Origin of the sequence: Bifidobacterium rousetti, from assembly GCF_008698235.1 — a bacterium.
In the GTDB taxonomy this organism is placed as follows: domain Bacteria; phylum Actinomycetota; class Actinomycetes; order Actinomycetales; family Bifidobacteriaceae; genus Bifidobacterium; species Bifidobacterium rousetti.
Genome location: NZ_PEBH01000001.1, coordinates 44507 through 63558 on the forward strand (window position 1 = coordinate 44507; position 19052 = coordinate 63558).

At 63.2% G+C, this 19052-nt stretch carries 36 protein-coding genes and 1 tRNA gene; 3 read left to right on the forward strand and 34 right to left on the reverse strand.

The genetic code is table 11. The features are described 5' to 3' along the window. Positions 1 to 5 precede the first annotated feature (5 nt). From CSQ85_RS00185 to CSQ85_RS00220, 8 genes are read right to left on the reverse strand one after another with little or no spacing between them, the layout of a single operon-like run. A complete protein-coding gene (locus tag CSQ85_RS00185; protein WP_150382349.1) occupies positions 6 to 893 on the reverse strand; it encodes a phage tail tube protein in 888 nt (295 codons plus the stop codon). A gap of 34 nt (positions 894 to 927) precedes the next feature. Next, positions 928 to 1344, reverse strand: a complete 417-nt coding sequence (locus tag CSQ85_RS00190; protein WP_150382350.1) for a hypothetical protein — start codon at positions 1342 to 1344, stop codon at positions 928 to 930. 4 nt (positions 1345 to 1348) lie between these two features. Beyond that, positions 1349 to 1660, reverse strand: coding sequence for a hypothetical protein (locus CSQ85_RS00195; RefSeq protein WP_150382351.1), 312 nt, complete (start codon positions 1658 to 1660; stop codon positions 1349 to 1351). A gap of 3 nt (positions 1661 to 1663) precedes the next feature. After that, a complete protein-coding gene (locus CSQ85_RS00200; RefSeq protein ID WP_150382352.1) occupies positions 1664 to 2008 on the reverse strand; it encodes a hypothetical protein in 345 nt (114 codons plus the stop codon). Beyond that, a complete protein-coding gene (locus CSQ85_RS00205) occupies positions 2005 to 2427 on the reverse strand; it encodes a Gp19/Gp15/Gp42 family protein (protein WP_150382353.1) in 423 nt (140 codons plus the stop codon). Before CSQ85_RS00205 ends, CSQ85_RS00200 begins: the two co-directional genes overlap by 4 nt. A gap of 17 nt (positions 2428 to 2444) precedes the next feature. Then, the gene (locus tag CSQ85_RS00210; RefSeq protein ID WP_150382354.1) at positions 2445 to 2879 is read right to left on the reverse strand and encodes a hypothetical protein; all 435 of its coding nucleotides are present in this window, start codon (positions 2877 to 2879) and stop codon (positions 2445 to 2447) included. 7 nt (positions 2880 to 2886) lie between these two features. Beyond that, positions 2887 to 3849, reverse strand: a complete 963-nt coding sequence (locus tag CSQ85_RS00215) for a phage major capsid protein (protein ID WP_150382355.1) — start codon at positions 3847 to 3849, stop codon at positions 2887 to 2889. A 38-nt stretch (positions 3850 to 3887) separates the two neighbouring features. Further along, positions 3888 to 4373 carry a DUF4355 domain-containing protein gene (locus CSQ85_RS00220; RefSeq protein ID WP_150382356.1) on the reverse strand — a complete coding sequence of 162 codons (486 nt, stop codon included), beginning with the start codon at positions 4371 to 4373 and terminating at the stop codon, positions 3888 to 3890. Between the two features lie 132 nt (positions 4374 to 4505). Between CSQ85_RS00220 and CSQ85_RS00225 the strand changes: the two genes are divergently transcribed. Next, positions 4506 to 4691 (forward strand): cytochrome C, encoded by a 186-nt coding sequence (locus CSQ85_RS00225; RefSeq protein ID WP_150382357.1) that lies wholly within the window; start codon positions 4506 to 4508, stop codon positions 4689 to 4691. Here the strand turns inward: CSQ85_RS00225 and CSQ85_RS12945 are convergent. The 8 genes from CSQ85_RS12945 to CSQ85_RS00260 form a co-directional block, all read right to left on the reverse strand. Next, positions 4683 to 4829: a hypothetical protein gene (locus CSQ85_RS12945; RefSeq protein WP_190972800.1), complete on the reverse strand. Its 147-nt coding sequence runs from the start codon at positions 4827 to 4829 to the stop codon at positions 4683 to 4685. The genes CSQ85_RS00225 and CSQ85_RS12945 overlap by 9 nt on opposite strands. 58 nt (positions 4830 to 4887) lie before the next feature. Continuing rightward, positions 4888 to 5184 (reverse strand): hypothetical protein, encoded by a 297-nt coding sequence (locus CSQ85_RS00230; protein ID WP_150382358.1) that lies wholly within the window; start codon positions 5182 to 5184, stop codon positions 4888 to 4890. Continuing rightward, positions 5181 to 6650 carry a VG15 protein gene (locus CSQ85_RS12950; protein WP_190972801.1) on the reverse strand — a complete coding sequence of 490 codons (1470 nt, stop codon included), beginning with the start codon at positions 6648 to 6650 and terminating at the stop codon, positions 5181 to 5183. Before CSQ85_RS12950 ends, CSQ85_RS00230 begins: the two co-directional genes overlap by 4 nt. After that, on the reverse strand, positions 6559 to 8115 hold the full coding sequence (locus CSQ85_RS00240; RefSeq protein WP_190972802.1) for a phage portal protein: 1557 nt from the start codon (positions 8113 to 8115) through the stop codon (positions 6559 to 6561). The genes CSQ85_RS12950 and CSQ85_RS00240 overlap by 92 nt, the downstream gene beginning before the upstream one ends. Further along, positions 8112 to 9536 carry a terminase gene (locus tag CSQ85_RS00245; protein ID WP_317909160.1) on the reverse strand — a complete coding sequence of 475 codons (1425 nt, stop codon included), beginning with the start codon at positions 9534 to 9536 and terminating at the stop codon, positions 8112 to 8114. Before CSQ85_RS00245 ends, CSQ85_RS00240 begins: the two co-directional genes overlap by 4 nt. Further along, positions 9529 to 9942, reverse strand: coding sequence for a hypothetical protein (locus CSQ85_RS00250; protein WP_150382361.1), 414 nt, complete (start codon positions 9940 to 9942; stop codon positions 9529 to 9531). Before CSQ85_RS00250 ends, CSQ85_RS00245 begins: the two co-directional genes overlap by 8 nt. 140 nt (positions 9943 to 10082) lie before the next feature. Next, positions 10083 to 10433 (reverse strand): HNH endonuclease, encoded by a 351-nt coding sequence (locus CSQ85_RS00255; protein ID WP_150382362.1) that lies wholly within the window; start codon positions 10431 to 10433, stop codon positions 10083 to 10085. A gap of 54 nt (positions 10434 to 10487) precedes the next feature. After that, positions 10488 to 10589 (reverse strand) — tRNA-Pro (locus tag CSQ85_RS00260). A gap of 168 nt (positions 10590 to 10757) precedes the next feature. On the opposite strand from CSQ85_RS00260, the gene CSQ85_RS00265 reads away from it, so the two are divergent. Together CSQ85_RS00265 and CSQ85_RS00270 are read left to right on the forward strand one after the other, a co-directional pair. Next, entirely contained in the window at positions 10758 to 11006 is a 249-nt protein-coding gene (locus CSQ85_RS00265; RefSeq protein ID WP_150382363.1) for a toxin HicA, read from the forward strand. Continuing rightward, positions 11006 to 11344, forward strand: a complete 339-nt coding sequence (locus CSQ85_RS00270; protein WP_150382364.1) for a type II toxin-antitoxin system HicB family antitoxin — start codon at positions 11006 to 11008, stop codon at positions 11342 to 11344. The genes CSQ85_RS00265 and CSQ85_RS00270 overlap by 1 nt, the downstream gene beginning before the upstream one ends. Here CSQ85_RS00270 and CSQ85_RS13280 read toward each other — a convergent pair whose 3' ends face one another. The 18 genes from CSQ85_RS13280 to CSQ85_RS00350 form a co-directional block, all read right to left on the reverse strand. Next, positions 11345 to 12157 (reverse strand): hypothetical protein, encoded by an 813-nt coding sequence (locus CSQ85_RS13280; RefSeq protein WP_223846733.1) that lies wholly within the window; start codon positions 12155 to 12157, stop codon positions 11345 to 11347. A 131-nt stretch (positions 12158 to 12288) separates the two neighbouring features. Next, entirely contained in the window at positions 12289 to 12480 is a 192-nt protein-coding gene (locus tag CSQ85_RS00280) for a hypothetical protein (protein WP_150382365.1), read from the reverse strand. Then, positions 12477 to 12728, reverse strand: coding sequence for a hypothetical protein (locus CSQ85_RS00285; protein ID WP_150382366.1), 252 nt, complete (start codon positions 12726 to 12728; stop codon positions 12477 to 12479). The genes CSQ85_RS00280 and CSQ85_RS00285 overlap by 4 nt, the downstream gene beginning before the upstream one ends. After that, a complete protein-coding gene (locus CSQ85_RS00290; RefSeq protein ID WP_150382367.1) occupies positions 12725 to 13000 on the reverse strand; it encodes a hypothetical protein in 276 nt (91 codons plus the stop codon). The genes CSQ85_RS00285 and CSQ85_RS00290 overlap by 4 nt, the downstream gene beginning before the upstream one ends. Next, positions 12997 to 13218: a hypothetical protein gene (locus tag CSQ85_RS00295; protein WP_150382368.1), complete on the reverse strand. Its 222-nt coding sequence runs from the start codon at positions 13216 to 13218 to the stop codon at positions 12997 to 12999. Before CSQ85_RS00295 ends, CSQ85_RS00290 begins: the two co-directional genes overlap by 4 nt. A gap of 9 nt (positions 13219 to 13227) precedes the next feature. Beyond that, positions 13228 to 13431, reverse strand: coding sequence for a hypothetical protein (locus CSQ85_RS00300; RefSeq protein ID WP_150382369.1), 204 nt, complete (start codon positions 13429 to 13431; stop codon positions 13228 to 13230). Beyond that, positions 13415 to 14236, reverse strand: a complete 822-nt coding sequence (locus CSQ85_RS00305) for a hypothetical protein (protein ID WP_150382370.1) — start codon at positions 14234 to 14236, stop codon at positions 13415 to 13417. Before CSQ85_RS00305 ends, CSQ85_RS00300 begins: the two co-directional genes overlap by 17 nt. Continuing rightward, entirely contained in the window at positions 14233 to 14418 is a 186-nt protein-coding gene (locus CSQ85_RS00310; protein WP_150382371.1) for a hypothetical protein, read from the reverse strand. The genes CSQ85_RS00305 and CSQ85_RS00310 overlap by 4 nt, the downstream gene beginning before the upstream one ends. Beyond that, entirely contained in the window at positions 14415 to 14717 is a 303-nt protein-coding gene (locus CSQ85_RS00315; RefSeq protein WP_150382372.1) for a hypothetical protein, read from the reverse strand. Before CSQ85_RS00315 ends, CSQ85_RS00310 begins: the two co-directional genes overlap by 4 nt. Next, complete coding sequence (locus tag CSQ85_RS00320) at positions 14714 to 15670, reverse strand: hypothetical protein (RefSeq protein ID WP_150382373.1); 957 nt, start codon at positions 15668 to 15670, stop codon at positions 14714 to 14716. The genes CSQ85_RS00315 and CSQ85_RS00320 overlap by 4 nt, the downstream gene beginning before the upstream one ends. Positions 15671 to 15954: 284 nt before the next feature. Then, positions 15955 to 16275 (reverse strand): hypothetical protein, encoded by a 321-nt coding sequence (locus CSQ85_RS00325; protein WP_150382374.1) that lies wholly within the window; start codon positions 16273 to 16275, stop codon positions 15955 to 15957. Between the two features lie 16 nt (positions 16276 to 16291). Beyond that, the gene (locus CSQ85_RS12955) at positions 16292 to 16444 is read right to left on the reverse strand and encodes a hypothetical protein (protein WP_190972803.1); all 153 of its coding nucleotides are present in this window, start codon (positions 16442 to 16444) and stop codon (positions 16292 to 16294) included. A 2-nt stretch (positions 16445 to 16446) separates the two neighbouring features. After that, positions 16447 to 16917 carry a single-stranded DNA-binding protein gene (gene ssb, locus CSQ85_RS00330; RefSeq protein WP_150382375.1) on the reverse strand — a complete coding sequence of 157 codons (471 nt, stop codon included), beginning with the start codon at positions 16915 to 16917 and terminating at the stop codon, positions 16447 to 16449. Further along, positions 16914 to 17750, reverse strand: a complete 837-nt coding sequence (locus tag CSQ85_RS00335) for a recombinase RecT (RefSeq protein WP_150382376.1) — start codon at positions 17748 to 17750, stop codon at positions 16914 to 16916. Before CSQ85_RS00335 ends, ssb begins: the two co-directional genes overlap by 4 nt. Then, positions 17747 to 18244, reverse strand: coding sequence for a hypothetical protein (locus CSQ85_RS00340; protein ID WP_150382377.1), 498 nt, complete (start codon positions 18242 to 18244; stop codon positions 17747 to 17749). The genes CSQ85_RS00335 and CSQ85_RS00340 overlap by 4 nt, the downstream gene beginning before the upstream one ends. After that, entirely contained in the window at positions 18241 to 18633 is a 393-nt protein-coding gene (locus CSQ85_RS00345; RefSeq protein WP_150382378.1) for a hypothetical protein, read from the reverse strand. The genes CSQ85_RS00340 and CSQ85_RS00345 overlap by 4 nt, the downstream gene beginning before the upstream one ends. Beyond that, entirely contained in the window at positions 18630 to 18776 is a 147-nt protein-coding gene (locus CSQ85_RS12960) for a hypothetical protein (RefSeq protein ID WP_190972804.1), read from the reverse strand. The genes CSQ85_RS00345 and CSQ85_RS12960 overlap by 4 nt, the downstream gene beginning before the upstream one ends. Next, positions 18773 to 18985: a helix-turn-helix transcriptional regulator gene (locus tag CSQ85_RS00350; protein WP_150382379.1), complete on the reverse strand. Its 213-nt coding sequence runs from the start codon at positions 18983 to 18985 to the stop codon at positions 18773 to 18775. The genes CSQ85_RS12960 and CSQ85_RS00350 overlap by 4 nt, the downstream gene beginning before the upstream one ends. Positions 18986 to 19052: the final 67 nt, after the last annotated feature.

Consider the following 19052-nt stretch of genomic DNA (forward strand, 5'->3'; position numbering starts at 1 on the left):
CGACTTCACGCTTTTGGGGCGACAGTCACCTGAGCGGAAGCGGTCTTCGCACCATCATTCGTGGTGACGGTGACGGTCACCGGGTCCGCGTTCTCCTTCACGCCATGCACGACCACGGTCAGCGGGGAACCCACCTTGATCTGCGCGGTGGCGGTCTCATCATCCGAGGATGCGACCGTGTACGTCTGGTCGGTCGCATCATCCGGGGTGAACGCGACGGTGAGGTCGACGTCCTCGCCTTCGGTGACGGTCGCGGTCTCCGGGGTCAGGTCCACGCCGGTGACCGGCTTCTTGACAGGGGCGACGCCGATCTTCTGGCCGTCGTCGAGCAGGATGTAGATGCTCTTGCCGTTCGCGTCCGGGTAGGTGGCCAAGTTGATCGGCCACGGGATCGGATCGGTCGCGTTGAACGTGATGTCATCGAATGACGTGGGCTGGGCGTCCGGCACGACGATCATGACGCGCGCGTCACCGTCCTTCATCCGGAACAGCCAGCTCTTGCGGGCGGGCAGTTCGGCGCCGATGCCGACGCGGACCTGCGTGCCGTGCTGGTCGTTCGCCTCCGCGGTGACCTCCACGTTGTTGTCTCCGAACGCGTTCCTCAGCTCCGCGATGCCGGTCTCGATGTACGTCCATGACAGGGAGCCGGAGAACGTCTCGAGCACACGGCGCACGAGCGCGCCGCCCCACTCGTTGATGTCGTTCGTGCTCACGTCCGGCGTGAGCGTCAGACCGTCCGAGCTCACATAGCCGGAATCGCCGTTCGTGAACGCCTCGTCCAGCTCGTCGTCGATGGTCTGCGGCAGCGGCGTGCCGATCGGGGCCGACATGATCGCGCCGGTCACCTTCTGGTCCGGGGTGCCGACCAGCACCTTCTTGGCGTTTACAGCCATGATTGTCTCCTCCTTGATATGGGAAAACTGTGGTTTATCTGATGTCCGCCTTCACCACGGCGGTCAATGAGAACGAGCATCGGGGGATGCTCGGATGGTCCGGGTCGGGGTTCTCGTACGGCAGGGACAGCGCGCTCACCGTCTTCCAGTCGGTGAGCGCGTCCTGGTCGTAGGGGAGCCGGGCCGTGAGCATGTGCGCGTCCAACGCGGCGTCCATCGCCTGCTTCCACGTGGCCGCGTACACGTCCACGGACAGGGTCACGGAGTCCACGACGATGCCGTGCCGGTCGCCTCCGAGCATGCGTATCCACGCGAACGGCAGCATCCGGTCGAAATCCTCGCGCAACGGCGAGCATCCGACGTTCAGCCGCACGCCGGCCTCATCGGACAGGGCGTCGAGGTCGAGGCGCAGCCGGTCGGCAGCGTCCACGGTTCTGACGAGATTGCCCATACGCTCATCCCCTCAGACTGGTTTCGAGCGTATGGTTCAGGGCTTGGTCCTTGCGTGCGAGCCACCCGTGCGGGTGCGCGTAGCAGACGGGTCGTCCGCCGCCGCGTCGGCCGTACTTGCCGTGCAGGCCCTCGGTGGACCGGTAGTCCTGTACGACGGGTTTGCGGCCGGTGCTCACGCGCGGCCCCCTGTATAGCACGTTGGCCCGGTGCGCGATGTCGGCGCCGGTCCGGTCCACGAGCTCCTGCACGCTCTGGCTGTTGAGGATCTCGCCGAACGCCTTGCGGTTGAACTTCAGTCGAACGTTTTGGGCCATTGTTCACCCCTTCCAGTCGACGAGCTGCATGTGCAGGTGGTCGATCATGCCGGTCGGCCCCCTCCACGGCTGGACGCCGTCCTCGACCGCGTACGGGCGGCCGTCGATCAGTATCCGGTCGGACGGTTGGATGTCCGCGTCCGGGGGCAGCCATACGTTCCAGAGGACGGTGCGGTTCTCGACGCGCGTCCCGTCCGCGGACAGCTGCATGCCGCCCGGCTGGATCTCGCACCCGTCTATCGTGTGCGGTTCGGCGTGCTCCCAGTCGCGGATCATGCTCCCACGCTCCCCGATGAGGGGCGCGCGTTCCACGGTCAGAGGGGTCCGGCACCAGTCGAACAGGCTCATGGCGTGTCCGCCTCCCCGTTCGACAGGTCGATGCTCCAGAACCGCTGGACCCCGCACCCCAACTGCTGTTTCTCGTTGTTGTACAAAAACAGGGAGCCGTTCGGGTTGCTGTACGTCAGGCCGATGCTGACCTGACCGACCGACTGGCTGGCCTGCGTCACGTCCGCGCCCCCGTAGTCGGGGGCCGACATGGCGCGCCTGACCATCGCGCATGTGATGCGCTTCAACGTGGCCGGGGACGCGGAATACCAGCGTGGGCATTGGGTCATGATCACGTCGGCCGCGTCCTCGATCAGCACCTCGGCGCGGTCCCGCTCCTCGCTGGTGAGCGCATGCCACCGCAGTTCGAGGTCGTCGACCGTTGCGAACGGCGGCGTGGGCACGCTCATGCCCGGGTCGACGTCTTCCGGTTCGCTCATGAGCGGCCTCCCTCCTGCTATTTGGCGGCCATGAGGCCGGCGTTGACGAGCGCGTCGCGCAGGGCCACGTACTCGGCCTTCGTCGGACCGGCCCCGGCCGGGTCGGCGACATGCGCCGCCTGACGGACGATGCCGGCCGCGGTCGGCGTGGCGGCGGCTGGCGCCGCGGGCAGGTCGACGAAATCAAAGCCAGTGCCATCGGCCTTGACCTTCGGCACCTTCCCGTGGCCGGTGTTGCTGTCATAGGCGGCGAGCTTGATCGGGGTGACCGCGCCGGTCGCGATCTTCTCCGCGGTGACGCTCCCATCCGCCGGCGTGGCGGGCTGGGACGAGCCGCCGCCCGTGATGTCGACCGGGTTGCCGTTCTCGTCGAACACTGCGACCGTGGCGATGAGCTCGCCCGGCTCCGGCTTGTCCTGGTGCACGAACTGCACCTGTCGGTTCAGACTCATGACGGCCTCACTTCGTGGTCGGGGCCGGTGCCGCCGCCTGCGGGGCGATCACGAATGCCGGGAAACGCTTCGTCTTGTCGGGCTGCACGTCGTTGATCGGGTTCGCGATCTGGAAGCCGACGCGGAACACGACGCGCATCGCGACGCAGTCCTGCTGCGCGAGGTTCAGCACGACCTTGCCGTTGTCGTCCGTGATGACCGCCTGGTCGAGCATCTTGTACGTGATGTCCTGGCGGATGCCGATCACGAAATTGCTCCAGTCGGCGCCGAGCAGCACGGCCTTCGTGGTGTCCCACGCGCCGTTGTCGACCTCGTTGAGCCCGTACCCGTACAGGGTGGACGGGGTGCCGGACGCGAGCGACGGCACGTAGATCGGGCTTCCGTTCGCGTTACGCAGGCCGATCAGCTGCCAGTTGAGGCCCGGCTGCGACGCGAAGCCGTTCATCGCGAACCCCTGTTCGGCGAGCTTCTGGCCCATCGTGGCCACGTCCTTGGCGAGATCCTTGCCCTGCGTGAGCGTGTTGCCGGCCGCGATGGCCTGCGGGACGATGCCCTCCGGGAACGAGGCGGGCTTGTCCACGCCGAACAGGGTCGCCTGATCCAGCTTGTAGCCGAGCGCGGCCGCCAAGCGGGGCTGGACCTCGGGCCACAGCGGGATGCCGGAGTCGGCGATCACGGCCTCCGGGATCGGCACGATCGCGGCCATCTCCTCGGCCGTGATGCTCAGACCGCTCCACGCCTGCTTCGTGGTCTGCTTCAACCCGGTGTCGCCGCCGACCCAGTAGGCGATCGGCTTGGAATCAAGCACCGGCTGGGTGCGCGTACGCGTCGACATGCGGATCTGACGCATGCGGGTCAGGGACACGCTGGACTTCGGCGCGTCCTGGATGATCTGGGTCGAATACTCGGTGGGGATCAGACCGCCGCCGAGATCGCCGCTGGTGATGATGGAATTCACATTGGAAGCCATCTGACTGCTCCTTTCGGGATAGCGGATTATGAAGGGGGTTACTTGTTATGGAGGAACTCGTCACGCAGCCAGTCGCCGGAGCCGCCGGATGGCGGCTGGGACGGCTGCTTGCCTTCTCCCGGCACATGCACGGCCGGGCGCGTCTTCTCTGCGATGTACTCGCCGATGGCCTTGGCGTTGGCCTGCATCTCCTCGAGCGTGGAGCCGAACACGAGCGAGGCCGGCAGCTTCGACTCCTCGGCGACCTGAGCCCGCCAAGCGTTCGTCTGCTTCTCGGCCTTCAGCTGGTCGAGCTCCTTCTGGAGACGCGCGGTTCTGGCTTCGGCCTTCTGCGCCTCGCTCATCTGCGATTCCTTGAGCTGTTGCAGCTCGTCGGCGGCGGTCTTGTTGGCCTTCGCGCGCTTCTCCCACTCGCGCGAGTGGGCGAGCGTCTCCTCGTACTTGGCCTTCCAGTCGGGTTCGGGCTGCCGCGCTTCGCCGTTCGGCTCCTGCGCCTGCTGGTCTCCAGTCGTTTCCTCGGCCATGGTTCCTCCTTGGGGTTAGGCCCATGCGGGCATGAAAAAAGCCACCCCGTGCGGGATGGCTGAAAAATCGAAGACGGACCGCCCCTATCGTGGTCTATGCGGGCATACCCGCAGAAAGGAGGCCAATCCGTAGTGACAAAGATCAAGCTCAACGCGAATGCGTTGAAGAAACTCGGCGAGCGGGCCGTGAAACAGTATGCCGCCGAGCATCGGCATGAATGCGCCTACTGCCATAAGCGCATGCAGCCACCGGCGAACCTGCCGCCAGACTCGCTGCCGGTCTGCGGTAAGTGCGCCAAGGCTCACGGCTTAGTCTGAATGCTCAGAGTCGGAGCGGTCGCCGTCATCGTATTTGTCGATGACGGCGACCATGTCCAGCAGCATACTTCGCATCACGCTCAGATCCGGTACGACCTTCACCGAGACGTTGGCGGTCTCTGCATGCTCGTCTATCATGGTGTGCTCCTTATACGAGAAAAGCCACCGAAAGGTGGCTTCGTGAAAGATGTTTTGGCTATTGGGCTGCGGCCGCTTCCTTGGCAAGCGCGGAGAACACACGCCGCGCCTCGTCGTCGGACAGCGCTTCGGGTTTGTGCCGGATGCAGTATTCGGCCACCTCGTTGCTGTTGATCAGACCGCCGTAACCTTCCTTCCTGCGAATGGCGACATGACGAAGAATCCGGTATCCGTCCTCATATGATTGCAGCATATCGACATCGACGTGGGCGGGAATCTTCTGCGCTTCATCCCAAGGGAGTTCGTTCATCCAATCAGGACAAGGCTCACAGTACTCATAGAATTCATGCTTCATATCTGTCTCACCTCGATGATGGTTATCGGCCTGTCGTCCAATGATGCATCGATATCGGACGCTTTCCCGTTCGTGACACTGATGATCCGGTAACGATTCCGGCCCGAACTGAGGTATTCGTATTCCATCCTATTCTTTCCGAGCCCCTTGTCCACGGAGAGCATGTTCTTACCTCCATGGGGCATGATGATGACCACGGATGAATCAAGGGAGGTGCGAGGGGTGGCGAATGTCTCGATAGCGGTTTTTGCGCTTGATGACCATGATGATAGTGCGTGTTCGTTGAGCTCCTCGCCGGGAAAAGCGTTCAATATTGTCTGCCAGTCATCAGAGTTCATGCTCAGTCCCCGGTAAAGGGTTTTCCCAGTCGAGTACCCTTTGACCGATTCCTCGAGAAGGTCTCCCTCCTCCCGGTAGCGGTCGATAAGACCTTCCCATGTACGGGGTGCTTCACCGTTCTGCACTTTGCGGATGTTGGTGTAATCGTTCCGGCTCCAGCCATTAAGCGAATTCCAAGCATCTCCTTCAAATGGTTTGCTGGGCTGTTTTTCCTTGTAATCCGGTATGGGGCGCTCTGTCGGGATGATGCCGTCGCGTTCGACACGGTCGACGAATTCGTCGGGGTGCAGGTGGCGCATGAGGTAGGTGATGGAGTTGGCGTTGTTCGGATCCTCCGGGCCGTACCACGATTTCCTGTGCTTCGGCTCGAGATAGGGTTTGATCCTCAGCAGCCCGTCCATGAGCTTCTCGGGCACCGTATGATTCTCGAGCATGCGCCGTGCCTCGAGGTACCGCTTCTCGTACTCCTTGTCGTCGTACCCCGCAACTTTCGGGTTCTTCCTGTCCCAGCTGGGCACGGGCACGCAGTCGCAGTCATGGTGGTACTGGTTCATCGCTCCGGCGGCCTCGGCGCTCGAGTACACGAACCCTCGGCCGGCGAGCATCGCGCAGAACGCGCACGTCACGGCACCCTGCGGCACGCGGGCGAACCGCGGCTTACTGGGGTCCTTTTTGACGGCGCGCGTGATGGTCTCGCGGCCGCCGGCCTTGACCCACCGGTCCATGGCCGCGTGCAGGCCGCTCAGCATGAGGTCCGGATTCGCGGGCGTGTTCTCGTCCTTGTCCCAGAGGTTGCCGGCCAGACGGCGGACGGTCTTGCGCATCGGCACGTCGTCGGGGTCGTACGTGGAGTCGGCCGAGTACCCGTCGTCCTTGAACCATTTGGCGCGCATCCGGTCGTACCATTCGGCCGCGGCCACGCTCCCGAGGTTCCCGTACTTGCGGGCGATCGCGGGGACGAGGTCGAGCAGGGCGTTGCGGATCTCGGCCGGGTCGTCGTACATGTTGTAGACCGTGTTGAACACCTTGGTCAGCTCAGACTGCGCCTGGCGCACCGCCTCCAGTTGGGCTTTGGTCAGGTCGTCCACTTGGCTGCGGCTGGGTGTACGGCTGCTGCTGTCCGCCATCGCCGCCTCCGTTCACCGCTGTGTTCGCCGGCTGGTTGACCGCGTTCGAGTTGACGAGCCTGTCGAGCACCGCCGCCGCGTTCTGCTTGTTCTTGTCCGACAGGAGCCGTGTGATCTGCGAGTCGGTGTAGCCGAGCATCTCGAGGATGACCGTCGAATTCGCCAGCCACGGGATCGCCTGCACCTGCTTCAATACGGCGTCTGCCATCGCGGCCTGACTCGGCCGCTCGGGGTTGCGCCAATTGACTTGAAGATTGCGCAGAGAGTCCTCGTCCACGCTCTCGCTGGCGATGCGGAGCATGTCCTTGGCGGCTCGTCGCAGTTGCGCGCCGAACGCCTCGCATGTGTTCCTCGCCTCGATGGCGAGCTCCGTCTCGGCTGCGGCGATGGCCTCCGCGCTCGAGGGGCCGGAGTCGGTGAGCACTCCCAGCTGGGCCATGGGCACGCCGGTCGCGCCGCTGAAACGGCCGGCGAGGGCGCGCAGCATGTCCGTGTGGGGTGCCATGGTCATCTGTTCGAACTGGCCGATGGTCGGCAGGTTGTCGTTCTCGTCGCGGTTGACGACCAGCATCTTCGAGACCGCGGCCTGCCAGCCGGTCAACGGTTTGCCGTCCTTGCCTACGGGAGGGTCCGCGCCGAGCAGATAACGCTGCGGGCTTGAGTAGAATTCCGCGGACACCTCCATGCGCAGCATCGTGCGCACCGCCGTGTCCGTCAGGCTCATCACCTCGCGGCTGATACGGCTGCGGCCGAACGGACGTTCGAGATCCTGATGGTAGGGGAGCATGTACACGGGCACATGGTCGGTGATGCTCGTCGGGATAGGAGCGTCCGCCATGTATGTCATTTCGCCGGCCCGGCGGATGCGGATGGTGACGCCGGGCTCGTAGAGGAACAGTTCCACCGGGACGACGATCTGCAGTTGCGCGTACATGTCCCAGTCGATGTCGGAGACCGTCAGCGCGGCGGTGAGGCCTCTACGGCGTGCGTCCCAAATGCCGGTGGCGTACAGGGCGCTGCGGAACGAGACGGCGACCGGCGAATCGATGTGGTCCTCCGGTTCCGCGGAACGGACCGCGAGGAACGAGCAGCAGTGGGTGAGCCCGCTACGTATGGCCTGCGGCAGCGTCACGTTGAAGTCGTTCGCGTCGAGGATCTCGTCCAGTCCGAGCGGGTTGCGGTCGTCGCCGGTGGTGACGAACCCGTCGAACCGCACGCGGTTGGCGAGCACGTCCACGGCCTTCTGCGGCCAGCCGACCACCTCGTCGATGCGCGTCATGCTGTCAGGCACCGCGATGTCGAGGTTCTTCAACCGGTTGCGACCATCGTAGTAGGTGGTGCGCAGCAGATTCCTCGTGAGCTTCGATGACCATTGACGGCACATGATCTGCATGTCGTTCCTGTATTCGTCTGGCAGGTTCGCCACGTTGACGTTGGCCAGATCGGGTACGAGCTGATGAGTCATAGTGCCACCGCCTTCGCCCGTCTGCCGGGATGTCGTTTCGATGTGAACGCGCCGTGCAAGGCGAGGGTACATGCCTGCAATGGGCTGATGTCCACGTCGCTGCCTTTCTTGTTCCACGCCTTCATGCCGTTCGGCCCGAGGTCACGCAACGTGGCCCCGTTGACGGCCATGCTCAGCTGGGGTTGCTCCTGTGCGTTGAAATGCTGCAATGTGCCGGCCTGAACCATGTCCAATACGCGGCCGGTGGCCGCGCCGAGATCGCGCGTCTGCGTGACCGTGACCCTGACGTGCCGTTTCATCAGCTCGTCCACGAGGCTCATGGCGGGCGACTGCGCGTCGATCACGACCGCGCACGTCCTGGGCCAGCGCTCCTCGAGCCAGTCGACCGCCCACATGACGCCATCCTTCGCGGTGTCCCGGTACTCCTGCAATGTGATGAACGCGGTGTCGTCCTCGTGCTTGACGGCCATGCCGACCGCCAGCGACCGCCGGTCCGGCGGCATGTCCAACCCGAACGCCAGCCGGCCGTCCAAGTCGGGGTCCTCGACCACGCCCCGCTCCCATAAATCCGGATCGATCGCGTGCGAGGTGACGGATTCGTCCCAGATGCCGAGCCCCTCGCGACGGAAGTTGTCCGGATCTCCGAGCATCTTGCGCATCCTGAGAATCGCGGTCTCGCTGGTGCGTTTCGGGTATGAGGGGTTCGCCTTCGCCCACTGCTCCCGGTCGTCCGGGTCCGCGTCGCGGTCGGCGGAGAACTCGATGTACAGCATGCCGTCGGTGTGGGCGAGCCCCGCGGCCCGCTTTTCCGCGAACGTGTCCGACGGATCGCCCGGCTGCGGGGGAGTGCCCATGAACACGATCAGCGGGTCCGGACTCACGTTGGTGGCGGGGATCATGTCGTTCAACGCCTTGACGGTGAGGATCTGAGCCTCGTCGAACACCTCCATGTCGACCGCGTCGAAACCACGGCCGAACCCTTGTTCGCGGGCGCCGAACATGATGCGAGACCCGTTGCGGAACGCGATCTCCTGCTGGCCGTTCGCACGGCGGATGTGATCCACGTAGCGGGCCATGAGCTTGTTCTGAGCGAACCCGCACATCGTCTGAAACGTTTCATCCGAGGTTCTGGTGCGGTGCGCGGTCCACAGGATCTTCAAGCCGGAGCGGCCGGCGCACAGGATGAACACCGCCGACCCGATCGTGAACGTCTTGCCGACCTGCCGGCAGATGCTGATGACAGCGCCGCCTTCGCCGCACGCATACCTCCCGTCCTCGCGTCGGCCGAACAGCAGGTAGAGCATGCCCTGCTGCCACAGGTCATAGTGGATGCCCATACGGGCCGCGGCGCGTTCGATTCGAGGGAAGTCACTGGAGACAACGCCGGACGGCCGGGAGAGCACATGGGCCAGTTCAGACAATCGACGCTCCTGCATCCGCGCTCACCCCCATGGTCTCGTCGTCCGCAGCGAACAGGTCGTTACCGCCGGACTGGGACTCCAGTTCGCGGCATACGGCGATGTACTGACGCGACAGTGCCGGCAGATCGCTCGCTCTGGTGCCCGGATCGTCCATCGCCTTGCGGAGCACGTCGCGCGTGTGGCGCAGCACGTCCTCCATGCTGTCGTCCATCATGCGCTCGAACTCGCGGCCGGTGAGAACGGAAGTCTTTGGCTTCGCCGGCGCCGTGTCACGCTTTTCCTCCACTTCGCCGCCGGCCCTTCGGCGTTTGCGGTATGCCTTCGCACGGCACGCCCCGGAGCAGTATTTGCTAGGGCTGCCGTGGTTGGACGGGGCGAATTCCCTGCCGCATTCGAGGCACTTCATAGGCATTCGTTCCTTCCGTCACGCTTACCGCGTCACGCTTGACCATTTCCCGGGGAGATATCGGCCCTATGCCGGTGGGGTGGGCCGAAAAACCTTTCGACCCCCAACCCCCCATATGGTCGTATGGTGAGATGTTTTGTTCATATGTTGAGGCGTCGGAATGGGATGGCGGTTGGTTTGGTTTGTGTGCCGGGTCCTTGGCCGTTGAGGATGCGTTGGACTTCGGTTTGGGCCCATTCGAGGGTTTTGTCGCTTTTGATCTCGTTGCACCATTTGTGGGCGAGGGCGAGGTTGGTCCATTCGTATGGGTTGCCGCCTTTGGCGACGGGGATGATTTCGTCGGTGACGGCGCACCATGGGTTGGGCCATTTGATGGTCTTGTCGACTGGGCGGCCGCAGATGACGCATGTGTCGTAGGCGGCTTTGACTCGGGCGGTGAGCTGGTTGCGTCGCCATCCGTTGGTTTTGCGCGGGTTGGGTTTGGTTCGCATGGGTTTGAGTCCTGGTATGCGAAGGCCCCGGTGGTTGGCCGGGGCTGTGTTTGTTGGTGGCTTGGGCGGGATTCGAATCCGCGGTGAAGTGGCGATTGGTTTGCTTCACACGACGTCTCCCGACGTCGTCCTTTAGGCCTCTCGGGCACGCAAGCCTTGATGGGTATGCGAGAGGCCTTGGGGTTGTTGTTCTCCAAGGCCTCACACTGATCCTGATACGGAGTATACCACGGGGTGGATTCAATCTACTGCCGCTTGGAAGTTGCTTTGTCGCTTGGGTGTTCCCGGGTTGCCTATATGCACTATTATTGGTATCATGTTGGTATGCCCAGCATCGAGAAGATCATCGCCGCCATGCGCAACAACCCCAAGGCCGTCCGCTTCGACGACGTGTCCAAGGTGTGCGAGCACTACTTCGGCGTCCCACGCAACAACGGCACGTCGCACCACGTGTACCGCACGCCGTGGCAGGGCGAGCCCTACGTGAACATCCAGCGCGGGCACGACGGCAACGCCAAGGCGTATCAGGTCCGGCAGATCCTCAGGGCCATCGACAAGAAGGAGGGCAAGTGATGGACTCGAACACCATGATCAACCACTACGCATACCGGGTGCAGTGGTCCAACGAGGACGGGGAGTACGTGGGCACATGCGCCGAATTCCCCGGCCTGAGCTGGCTGGACGAATCCCCGGCACAGACGCTCGCCGGCGTCCAGCAGGTCGTGCGCGAGGCCGTGGCCGATATGGAGCGCAATGGCGAAACCGTTCCGGAGCCGTTGTCCGACCGCACGTTTTCCGGCCGCTTCATGGTCCGCATCCCGCCCGAGGACCATCGAAAGCTCGCGTTGGAGGCGGCCGAGCAGGGCATCAGCCTCAACCGCCTCGCCACGCACAAGCTCACCGCCGTCTGATCAGCCCCGTCCGATCGCCATGGCCATCGCGAGCACTTCCCTGACGTTGAACTCCCAGTAGCCGTCCGAACCCTCCACGCGCTTCGAGGAGGGCAGCTTGCCCCGGTTCAGCCAGTTCGACACCGTCTTGCGGCTGACCTCGTACCCGTATTCCTCGCGGAGCCACTGGGCGCAGCCCGCCGGTGTGAGCGTCTTGTGGTATTTGTCGACGTCCCTTCGGGCCTGTTCGCGGATGTCGTTGACGTTGACGAGCGTGCCGCAGGTCTCGCAGATGCGGTAGAGCTCCTGTTTGGCGGCGGTGATCTCGCGGCCGCATTCGGGGCAGTGGCCGATGATGCGGCGGGTGCGTGGGCGTCGGTCGACGGGCACGTTCTCGATGCGGATGATGGCCTTGGTGATGCTGCGGAGTGATTGGCCGGCGTGGGGCGCCTGGCAGAGGTCGTTGAGGTGGGTTTGCATGCGGGTGATGAGCCGCTGCCATTTGTCGGTCCATGTGGCGCCGGTGTCGAACCAGATGTCCTGGAGCGTGTCCTCGATGTCGTCGAGCATGTCCTCGAGGTGCGGGTTGACTGGCAGCGGGGCGTCGCCGCCGTGGGCGTGTCCGCCGTTCGCGGGGTCGGTGAGCTTGTATTCGTGGCGTGCGAGTCGTTGGAGGAGCTGCATGTCGTGGCGGAGCCTGTGGAGTTGGGCCGCGTAGTCGCGTCGGCATGCGGCGCATAGGGTCCATGGGGTTTCGACGGTGTTCCGGCAGTTCTGGCAGGTGGTGGTCACAGGCTTCTCCGTCCTCTGGTAGAATCGAATACCGGGTGACATGTTATCTTCCGTTGTCTTCCGGTCTTCCCGTTCTGATTGGCGTCAGGGGAAGGCCATGATTATTTGTCGCGATAATTATTTATTTAATTAATTACTGAAATAATTATTTAAATATTTAATTATTGTATTAATTATTGGAACAGTTCGGGTTCGATGAACTCCGGGCCGGTGGTCCTCACGCTGGGGTGGCGCCGGCCGGCCTCCGCGAGGATCGCGTTGACCTCGGCCAGCGGCAGGTTGAGCAGGCGCGCGGTCTCCTCGGGCGTGGCGGCGTCGCGGGCATGCCAGCGGACGACCAGATCCTTGATGTTCTGTCTGGTCATGGTTTCATCTCCTCGAGCACGTTGATCGAGCGGAAGCCGGGGTGGGGGACGTTGTGGCCGGCCGGGTGGCGTTCGAGGACCTCGGTCAGGTAGTCCCAGTCGAAGCAGGTGGGCCCGTGCATGCCGTCGGGCTCGTATGACAGGTATCCGTCGAGGGTCTGGCCTTCCTGCGTGATCGCGATGAACCGGTGCTGGTTGAGTTCGCTCAGTGGCGTGTGTTTCCAGTCGATCGAGACGCTGACGTTCATGATTCCGCTCCCATGTAGTCGCTGCCGTCGGCGTGGATCCAATCGCAGGACATCGTCTGCGGGGTTCGGACGAGTCCCCGGGTGATGACGATGCAGGTGACGCGGCGTCCGTCGTCGGTCTGGTAGACGCGGGTCTCGGCGCTCGTGTCGGGCGACTGGGCGGTGCCGTCACCGGTATCGTTGCCGCATCCGGCGAGGATACCCACGAGGATGATCAGCAGGCACCCCGCGAGCACGCGCAGTTTACGGTGGACTATCGTATTGATGCTCATTCGTCCTCCCCGTAGAGGTAGTCATAGGTGGTGTTGGTGACGATGTCGATGAGGTCGGTGCGGAGGCGGTGTCGCATGCTGGTGTGGCCGCGCTCGTAGGTGTGGATGTCGGCGGCGCGCCCCTGATCGTCAAGGGTGACGACGGAGAGCGGCACGATCTCGATGTTGCCGGTTGTCTCGTCCTCGCACCGGTAGCTGATGCAAATGGTTTCCCTCATTGCCGTTCCTTACTCGTTGATGTACAGGGTGCCGGATATGGCGGGGTCAATCGTTCGTTCGAGGGTGATCGTGCACATTGTGCCGGTCTCGTCCCACGAGGGGTTCTTGACCACGCGAGCGTTCCACCGGGCGAACGCCTCACCGTTCCGGCGTTCCACGACCCGGAAAACCGTGTCATAGGCGATGTTGTCGAACTCAAACTTCCCGCTCATATGGGTTCTCCTTGTAATATTTATTTCTTTCTATCAACTTTTTCTTAATCTCCTCAACGCTTAATTCGTAGGGAATTACGACATGTTTATTGATGTGTGCTTCTGATGGGGAAAAAATGAACAAGTCGTGATGGGACTCGATGCATTCATCACAATAGTTGTTTACGAGGCATATGGAACTCATGAGCATATCCATGGAGTAACCGCCACCAGACGATACGCCGATTGCCTGCCATATGGCCTCACAGATTACAACCGCCTCACATAGATCGCGGATACCGGTTATTTCCACATACACACCATACGGATTACCAATGTCGCATTGGATGATTTTTGAACTATGGCAGCGAGAGGCTCGATGCTGTTCTGTCAGACTGCGTAGGAACAGGTCAAGAATCTTGGGTCCTTTTCCCGCACTGTGATAGTAATCAATACCTGCACACCAATATCCATCGAAGTCGCCTGTATCGTTTATCGCTACCATAAACGAATCTCCAAGATCGATGACTCGATGATAATCCCCATCAAAAGGAATAATGCTAGGCTCAACAGTTACGTCGGGGTATAGGCGTTGAATTTCTCGCCGCGACATCCGCCTTCTCGGGCCAAGGCAGCAGAAGTGCTCCCACCATTCATCGACTATGCCGATATCGTATCGTCTTTCCACCGTGCTGTCCGTAAGAGCGCCGTGGTAGGCACCGTGGCATCGGCAGCGGCAATGCTTCGACTCGTCACCGAGCGCGAGCAGACAGTTGGGCGTGCAACGGCCTTCGCGCAGGATAGATTCGACGGGCTCGACGCTCATTCGGTTTCCTCCATTTGGTTGATTGCGTTGATGATGTCCTCGGTGAGCAGGCGGGATTCCTGCCATGCGAGCTCGTAGGCGAGGATGAACACTTCGGGTTTGTGGAGTTGGGTCAGGTCGACGGGGAGCGTGGTGAGCGCGTGCATCGCCCGTTGGCGCGGGGTCGGGAAGGTGGTGCTCATCGGCTGTCCTTTCGTGTGCCGCGTTTGCGGCATCGGGTGCACATGTGGTCGGTGTTCCATTTGCAGCGTCTCCCGCAGCGTGTGCAGGTCTCCCAGTCGAACTTCCGCTGTTCGGCGTTGTGCCGCGCGGCCCGGCAGTAGCCGCACAGTCCGTCCGGGTTCTGCTTGCACGGGCTGCCGCAGAGCTCGCATACGGCGGTGACGCCGAGGTTCCGCAGGTTCGTGGTGCGGCGGCGTTGGTCGCGCGTGGATTGGCCGCTGCGGCAGTAGGCGATGTACTCGTCCAAGCTCATGCTCATGGTGTCCTCGATTCGCCGGTGTGTTCGCTGATGATGGTTTCCGCGGCCTGGTCGGGCGGGGTGCCGTCGCGGATGAGTTGGATGAGGCGGCGTTGGGCGGTCCATCCGTCCGACCCGTCGGGGAGCTTCTCGAGCAGGTGCCGGCCGATCCACGCGTCGCTTGGCAGTTCGGGTTTTGCCGGGGCGGGCAGGTGGTCGCGCCATTGGCCGTTGGTGAGCCAGTTCGCTGGCTGTGGGATGAACCTCGTGGGCTTGCCCTCGTCGCGGCAGGCTTTCGCGTACGCGGTGGCGGCGGCTTCGAGCTGGCCGGGTGTGGCTCCGGCGACGAGCGCCTTCGCGTACGCGTCGAGCGTGCGTTGCCGGTTGCCGTGCTTCGGGTACGCGGCCTCGAAGCGTCGGAATCCCTCGTCGCTGGTTTCGTCGTCCGTCTCCGGCCCCTCCGCGGAGGGGGTAGGGGGAGGAAGTATTTGGTTTTGGTTTTGGTTTAAACCAAGGAACTTCGTCCGAACTTCGTCCGAACGTTCGGTGGCTGTTCGGTCGGTGTTCGCGCGAACTTCGTCCGAACATGTTTCGTCCTGTTCGGGTGTGGACTTGTCCTGTTCGGTCGAACGCTTGCCCGCGCGTTTGCGGCTCATGCGTTCCTTTGCGGCCTCCCGCTCCGATTCCACGCTCTCCCTGCTGTTCTGGTGCTGGAGGTAGTCGTGGATCGCGTACATGCCGTCGTCGGTCCTGTCGACCAGTCCGGCGGCCACGAGCGTGAGCACGTCCTCGTCGTCGGCGCCGATGCGGCGCCATGCGCGCATGCTCATGATCCCGTCGTTCAGCTGGTCGGAGCAGTAGCTGATGGCGAGCGTCCACATGGCGAACGCGCGCGGGCTGCGTTCGATGAGGTCGTTGACCTTGTCGTTGAGCCACAGGCCGTTCGACAGTTTCGCGTATCCCTGTCGCGCCATGGTGTCACTTCCTTCCGCCGAGCCAGCCGATAAGGATCGTGAGCGCGAGCAGTGCGATCGTCAGGTAGAATCCGGTCATGTCAGTCCTCCGGCCCCAACGGGAGCCCGTGGTTGAACAGGATGAACAGTTCGGTGCAGGGCATGCCGATCAGCCGAGGATTGCCGTGATTGGGTTGCCGCGGCAAATCGATCAGCGACTGGGACAGAAGGGGCGTTGCGCAGTTCTTGCGCAGAAGCAGCCAGTCGGAGCGTCGGATGATGCCCAGCTGGTCGCCTCCCTTCCTTCAGTCGCGGTCGGTGACCCCGTCACGCTTCTTGATCAGCACCGGCCACGGCGAATCGATGTTGTCGGCCTCAGTCAGAGCCTGCTCGAACTCGGCGCGCACGTTGAGCGGCGCGCCCGATTCGCTGTTCGCGGTGGCCTTGCATTCGATGCACACCTCATCCATCGAGTAGTAGAGACCGCCGATATCGCCGTGGTCCTTGTGCCCGTGGAGCCGGTTGCGACGGATGCGCGCGTCCTGGAACGCCCATTGGAGCCATCGCTCCATCTGGGTCTCCAACCGGGTGCCCGCCGCCTTCGAGCTTTTGCGGTTCCTGCCCATCCTCGGCTCCCTTCCCCTAGAATTCGAGGCCGTAGTCGTCCTCGTAGTGTTCGCGTGTGCAGTCGGGGCAGTAGCCCCTCCAGTTCAACGGCGCCCCGCATCCGGGGCACGTGCGATCGTCGTCCACGTCCGGCGGCGTCTCGTCGTGGTACAGGTGCAGTCGGGTCATCGTCAGAAGTCGGTCCCGTCGTCCGCTCCGACGTTTCCCCACGGGTCCGTGGGAGCGTTGCCTGTCCATGGGTTGGCTGTCGGAGATGGGACGGTTCGCGCGCCGCTGCCGCCTTTGGTGTTGCGGGTCACCTGAGCCGAGGCGAACGTGAGCTCGGCTCCGACGTGGTCGGCGGTCATGTCGTAGGAGTATTGGGTGGAACCGTCCTGTGTCTGGTATTGGGTCTGGCGTAGACGGCCCTGTACGATCACGGTCGTTCCCTTGCTCAGTGACATGGCGGCGTTTCGGGCGAGACGGCCGAAGCATGCCACTCGGAGGGGGCATTTGTCGCCGTCCACCCAGTTGCCTTGCTGGTCCTGTCGTCGGGATTGTGCGATGACCGTGAAGTTGCACCATTCCTTGCCGCTACGGCCGGTGCCGGTTTTCGGATCGCCTGCTAGGTTGCCGACGATGGTGATGGTGGGGACGCTCATTGCTGTTCCTCCTCATGGGGTTTGATTGCGTCTTTGACTCGGGAGATGACGAGTTCCGGCGCGCTTAGCAGGTTCTCGGCGTCGATCTGCGACAGTTGGGCTGCGCTGCCGATGTCCTGGCCGCAGAGCGCCCTGAACGCGGCGTGCGCCTGATTGGTGTTGGTGACGCCGCCCTGTCGCAGCAGGTTGTTGATTCGCTGCGCCTGTTCCGTGCTGGCCATGACCTCGTTCTGCTGCGCGACCGGGGGGTCGGCGGGGGAGTCGTCCTCGACGGTGACGTGCACGCCCGTATCCACTGACGGGGCGGGGATTCGGTCAAGGTCGTGCATCTCGTCGGGCGTGTACGCGATGCCGTACAGGCTTTCGGGGCATGCCTCGCGGGCTACGGCGGTGATCGCACGCCATGTGAGCATCGTCAACGGCTGCTTCTTGTAGTTGTCCTTCCCTGCGAGACCCATTTGCTGGGCCCACTGCTGATCGCGCGTGACGCTGAATGGCGCTTCGGGGTCGTCGGCGCGGATGATGGTCGCGGTCACGCTCACATGCTGCTCGTCCTTGGTGATGCGGAGGCGGTGGCCCGCTCGGCGTACCTGCGCGGCGATCAGCTCCGCGGACGCGGTGGGTTTGCCCTGGATCACGTTGATCCGGTACAGGCTTTCCATCGGGGTCAGACCCATGGATTGGCCGAGGCCGATGGCGACGAGCACGTCGGCGGGCTTGCCGCGGTACGCCTGCGGGAGGATGCCGGCCTGAGAGACAGCCTTCGCGTAGTTCATCTGATCGCCGAGGGAGATGGCCATCGGCTGCTGCTGTTGGACGAGATCGTTGCTCATTTGGATGCCTCCAAGAGTCCGAGGTTGGCGAATGATTCGAGGGTGAATGGTTTGTGGACGAACGCGCGGTCGAGACGGACGGTGATGACGCCCCTGCGACCGGGCTTGTAGGCCACGCCGGCGGGGAGCTCGCCGTCATGTGCGGTGATCAGGTCGCGCAGGTATTCGGCCGTGGTGGCTTCGGGCTTCGGGTAGTTGACGGTCTGCCATGCGTTCTTGCCGCCGGGCACTTGTGCTTTGATGTCGTGCAGGACGTTCGCGTAGGCGATGGGGTCGTCGACCGTGTATTTGCCTGTGCCGTCGTGGGTGGCGAGGAGCACGCCGACCTTCTCGCCGTCGAACGTGACGTCCTCGGCGTCGTCGAGGGCGAGACCACGGTGCTGGGCTTCGGCCTTGGCGTTGTCCATCGCGGTTTTCTGGAGTTTGCCGATCTTCGCGAGTCCGGCCAGATAGGTGCGGAGTTCCGCGTCGGTCATTTCGTCGAGCTGTTTCACTGCATGTCCTCCTCGGGCTGGTAGCCGCAGTCGAACTCGTCGATGCTGGCGCGCAGGGCGACGATGCCGGCGATCGCCTCGTTCGCGTCCTGGGCGATGAATCCGTCGCTGTGGGTCATGGCCTCGTGCAGGACCTGTTCGACGGCCTCGTACGCCCCGTCGAGCAGGTTCCGGTAGCGGCCGAACCGGGCCAGCGCCTCGGCGTCGTTGTCGGCTTGGGTGTCGTAGGGGGTGAGCGTGGTACGGGAGGCGCCCATGCTCTGGAGGATGAGCTCCATGAGGGCCCGGCGGTCGGGCATGGCCCTGAGATGGTCGAGGCGGTCGTGGAGCTCGTCGGCGAACGCGCCGACCAGATCGGCGTAGTCGCTCATCGGGGTTTCGGTTTTCATGTGTGCTTCCTTCGTATGAGTTGGTTGATCGCTGCGTTCTGGAGGATGTGGAACGTGTTCCGGTCGGCCTCGTAGAGGATTCGGCGCAGGGTCACGTCCGTGACGAGCCGGTCGAGGAGCCGGGGCAGGTCGTCATCGGTCATTTGCGTTTTCTCGGGTAGAGGTATTCCCTGCGGGTCATGGTGTGGGCGCGGTCGTATTTCTCGACCTCCTCGGGTCGCCATCCACGGACGCGTCCTCCGGGGCCGAGCACCGGCGTCGGTGCTGAGCCGCGGTACACACGGTCGTACATCGAGGTCACGGTGATGCCGTAATGTCTGGCCAGATCGGCGTATGACAGCAGTTGCTCCATTGTGGTATCCTTTCTGTCGGAATCGTTTTCTGGCCCCGGTTGCAGCCGGGGCTTTCTTTGTTGAGCT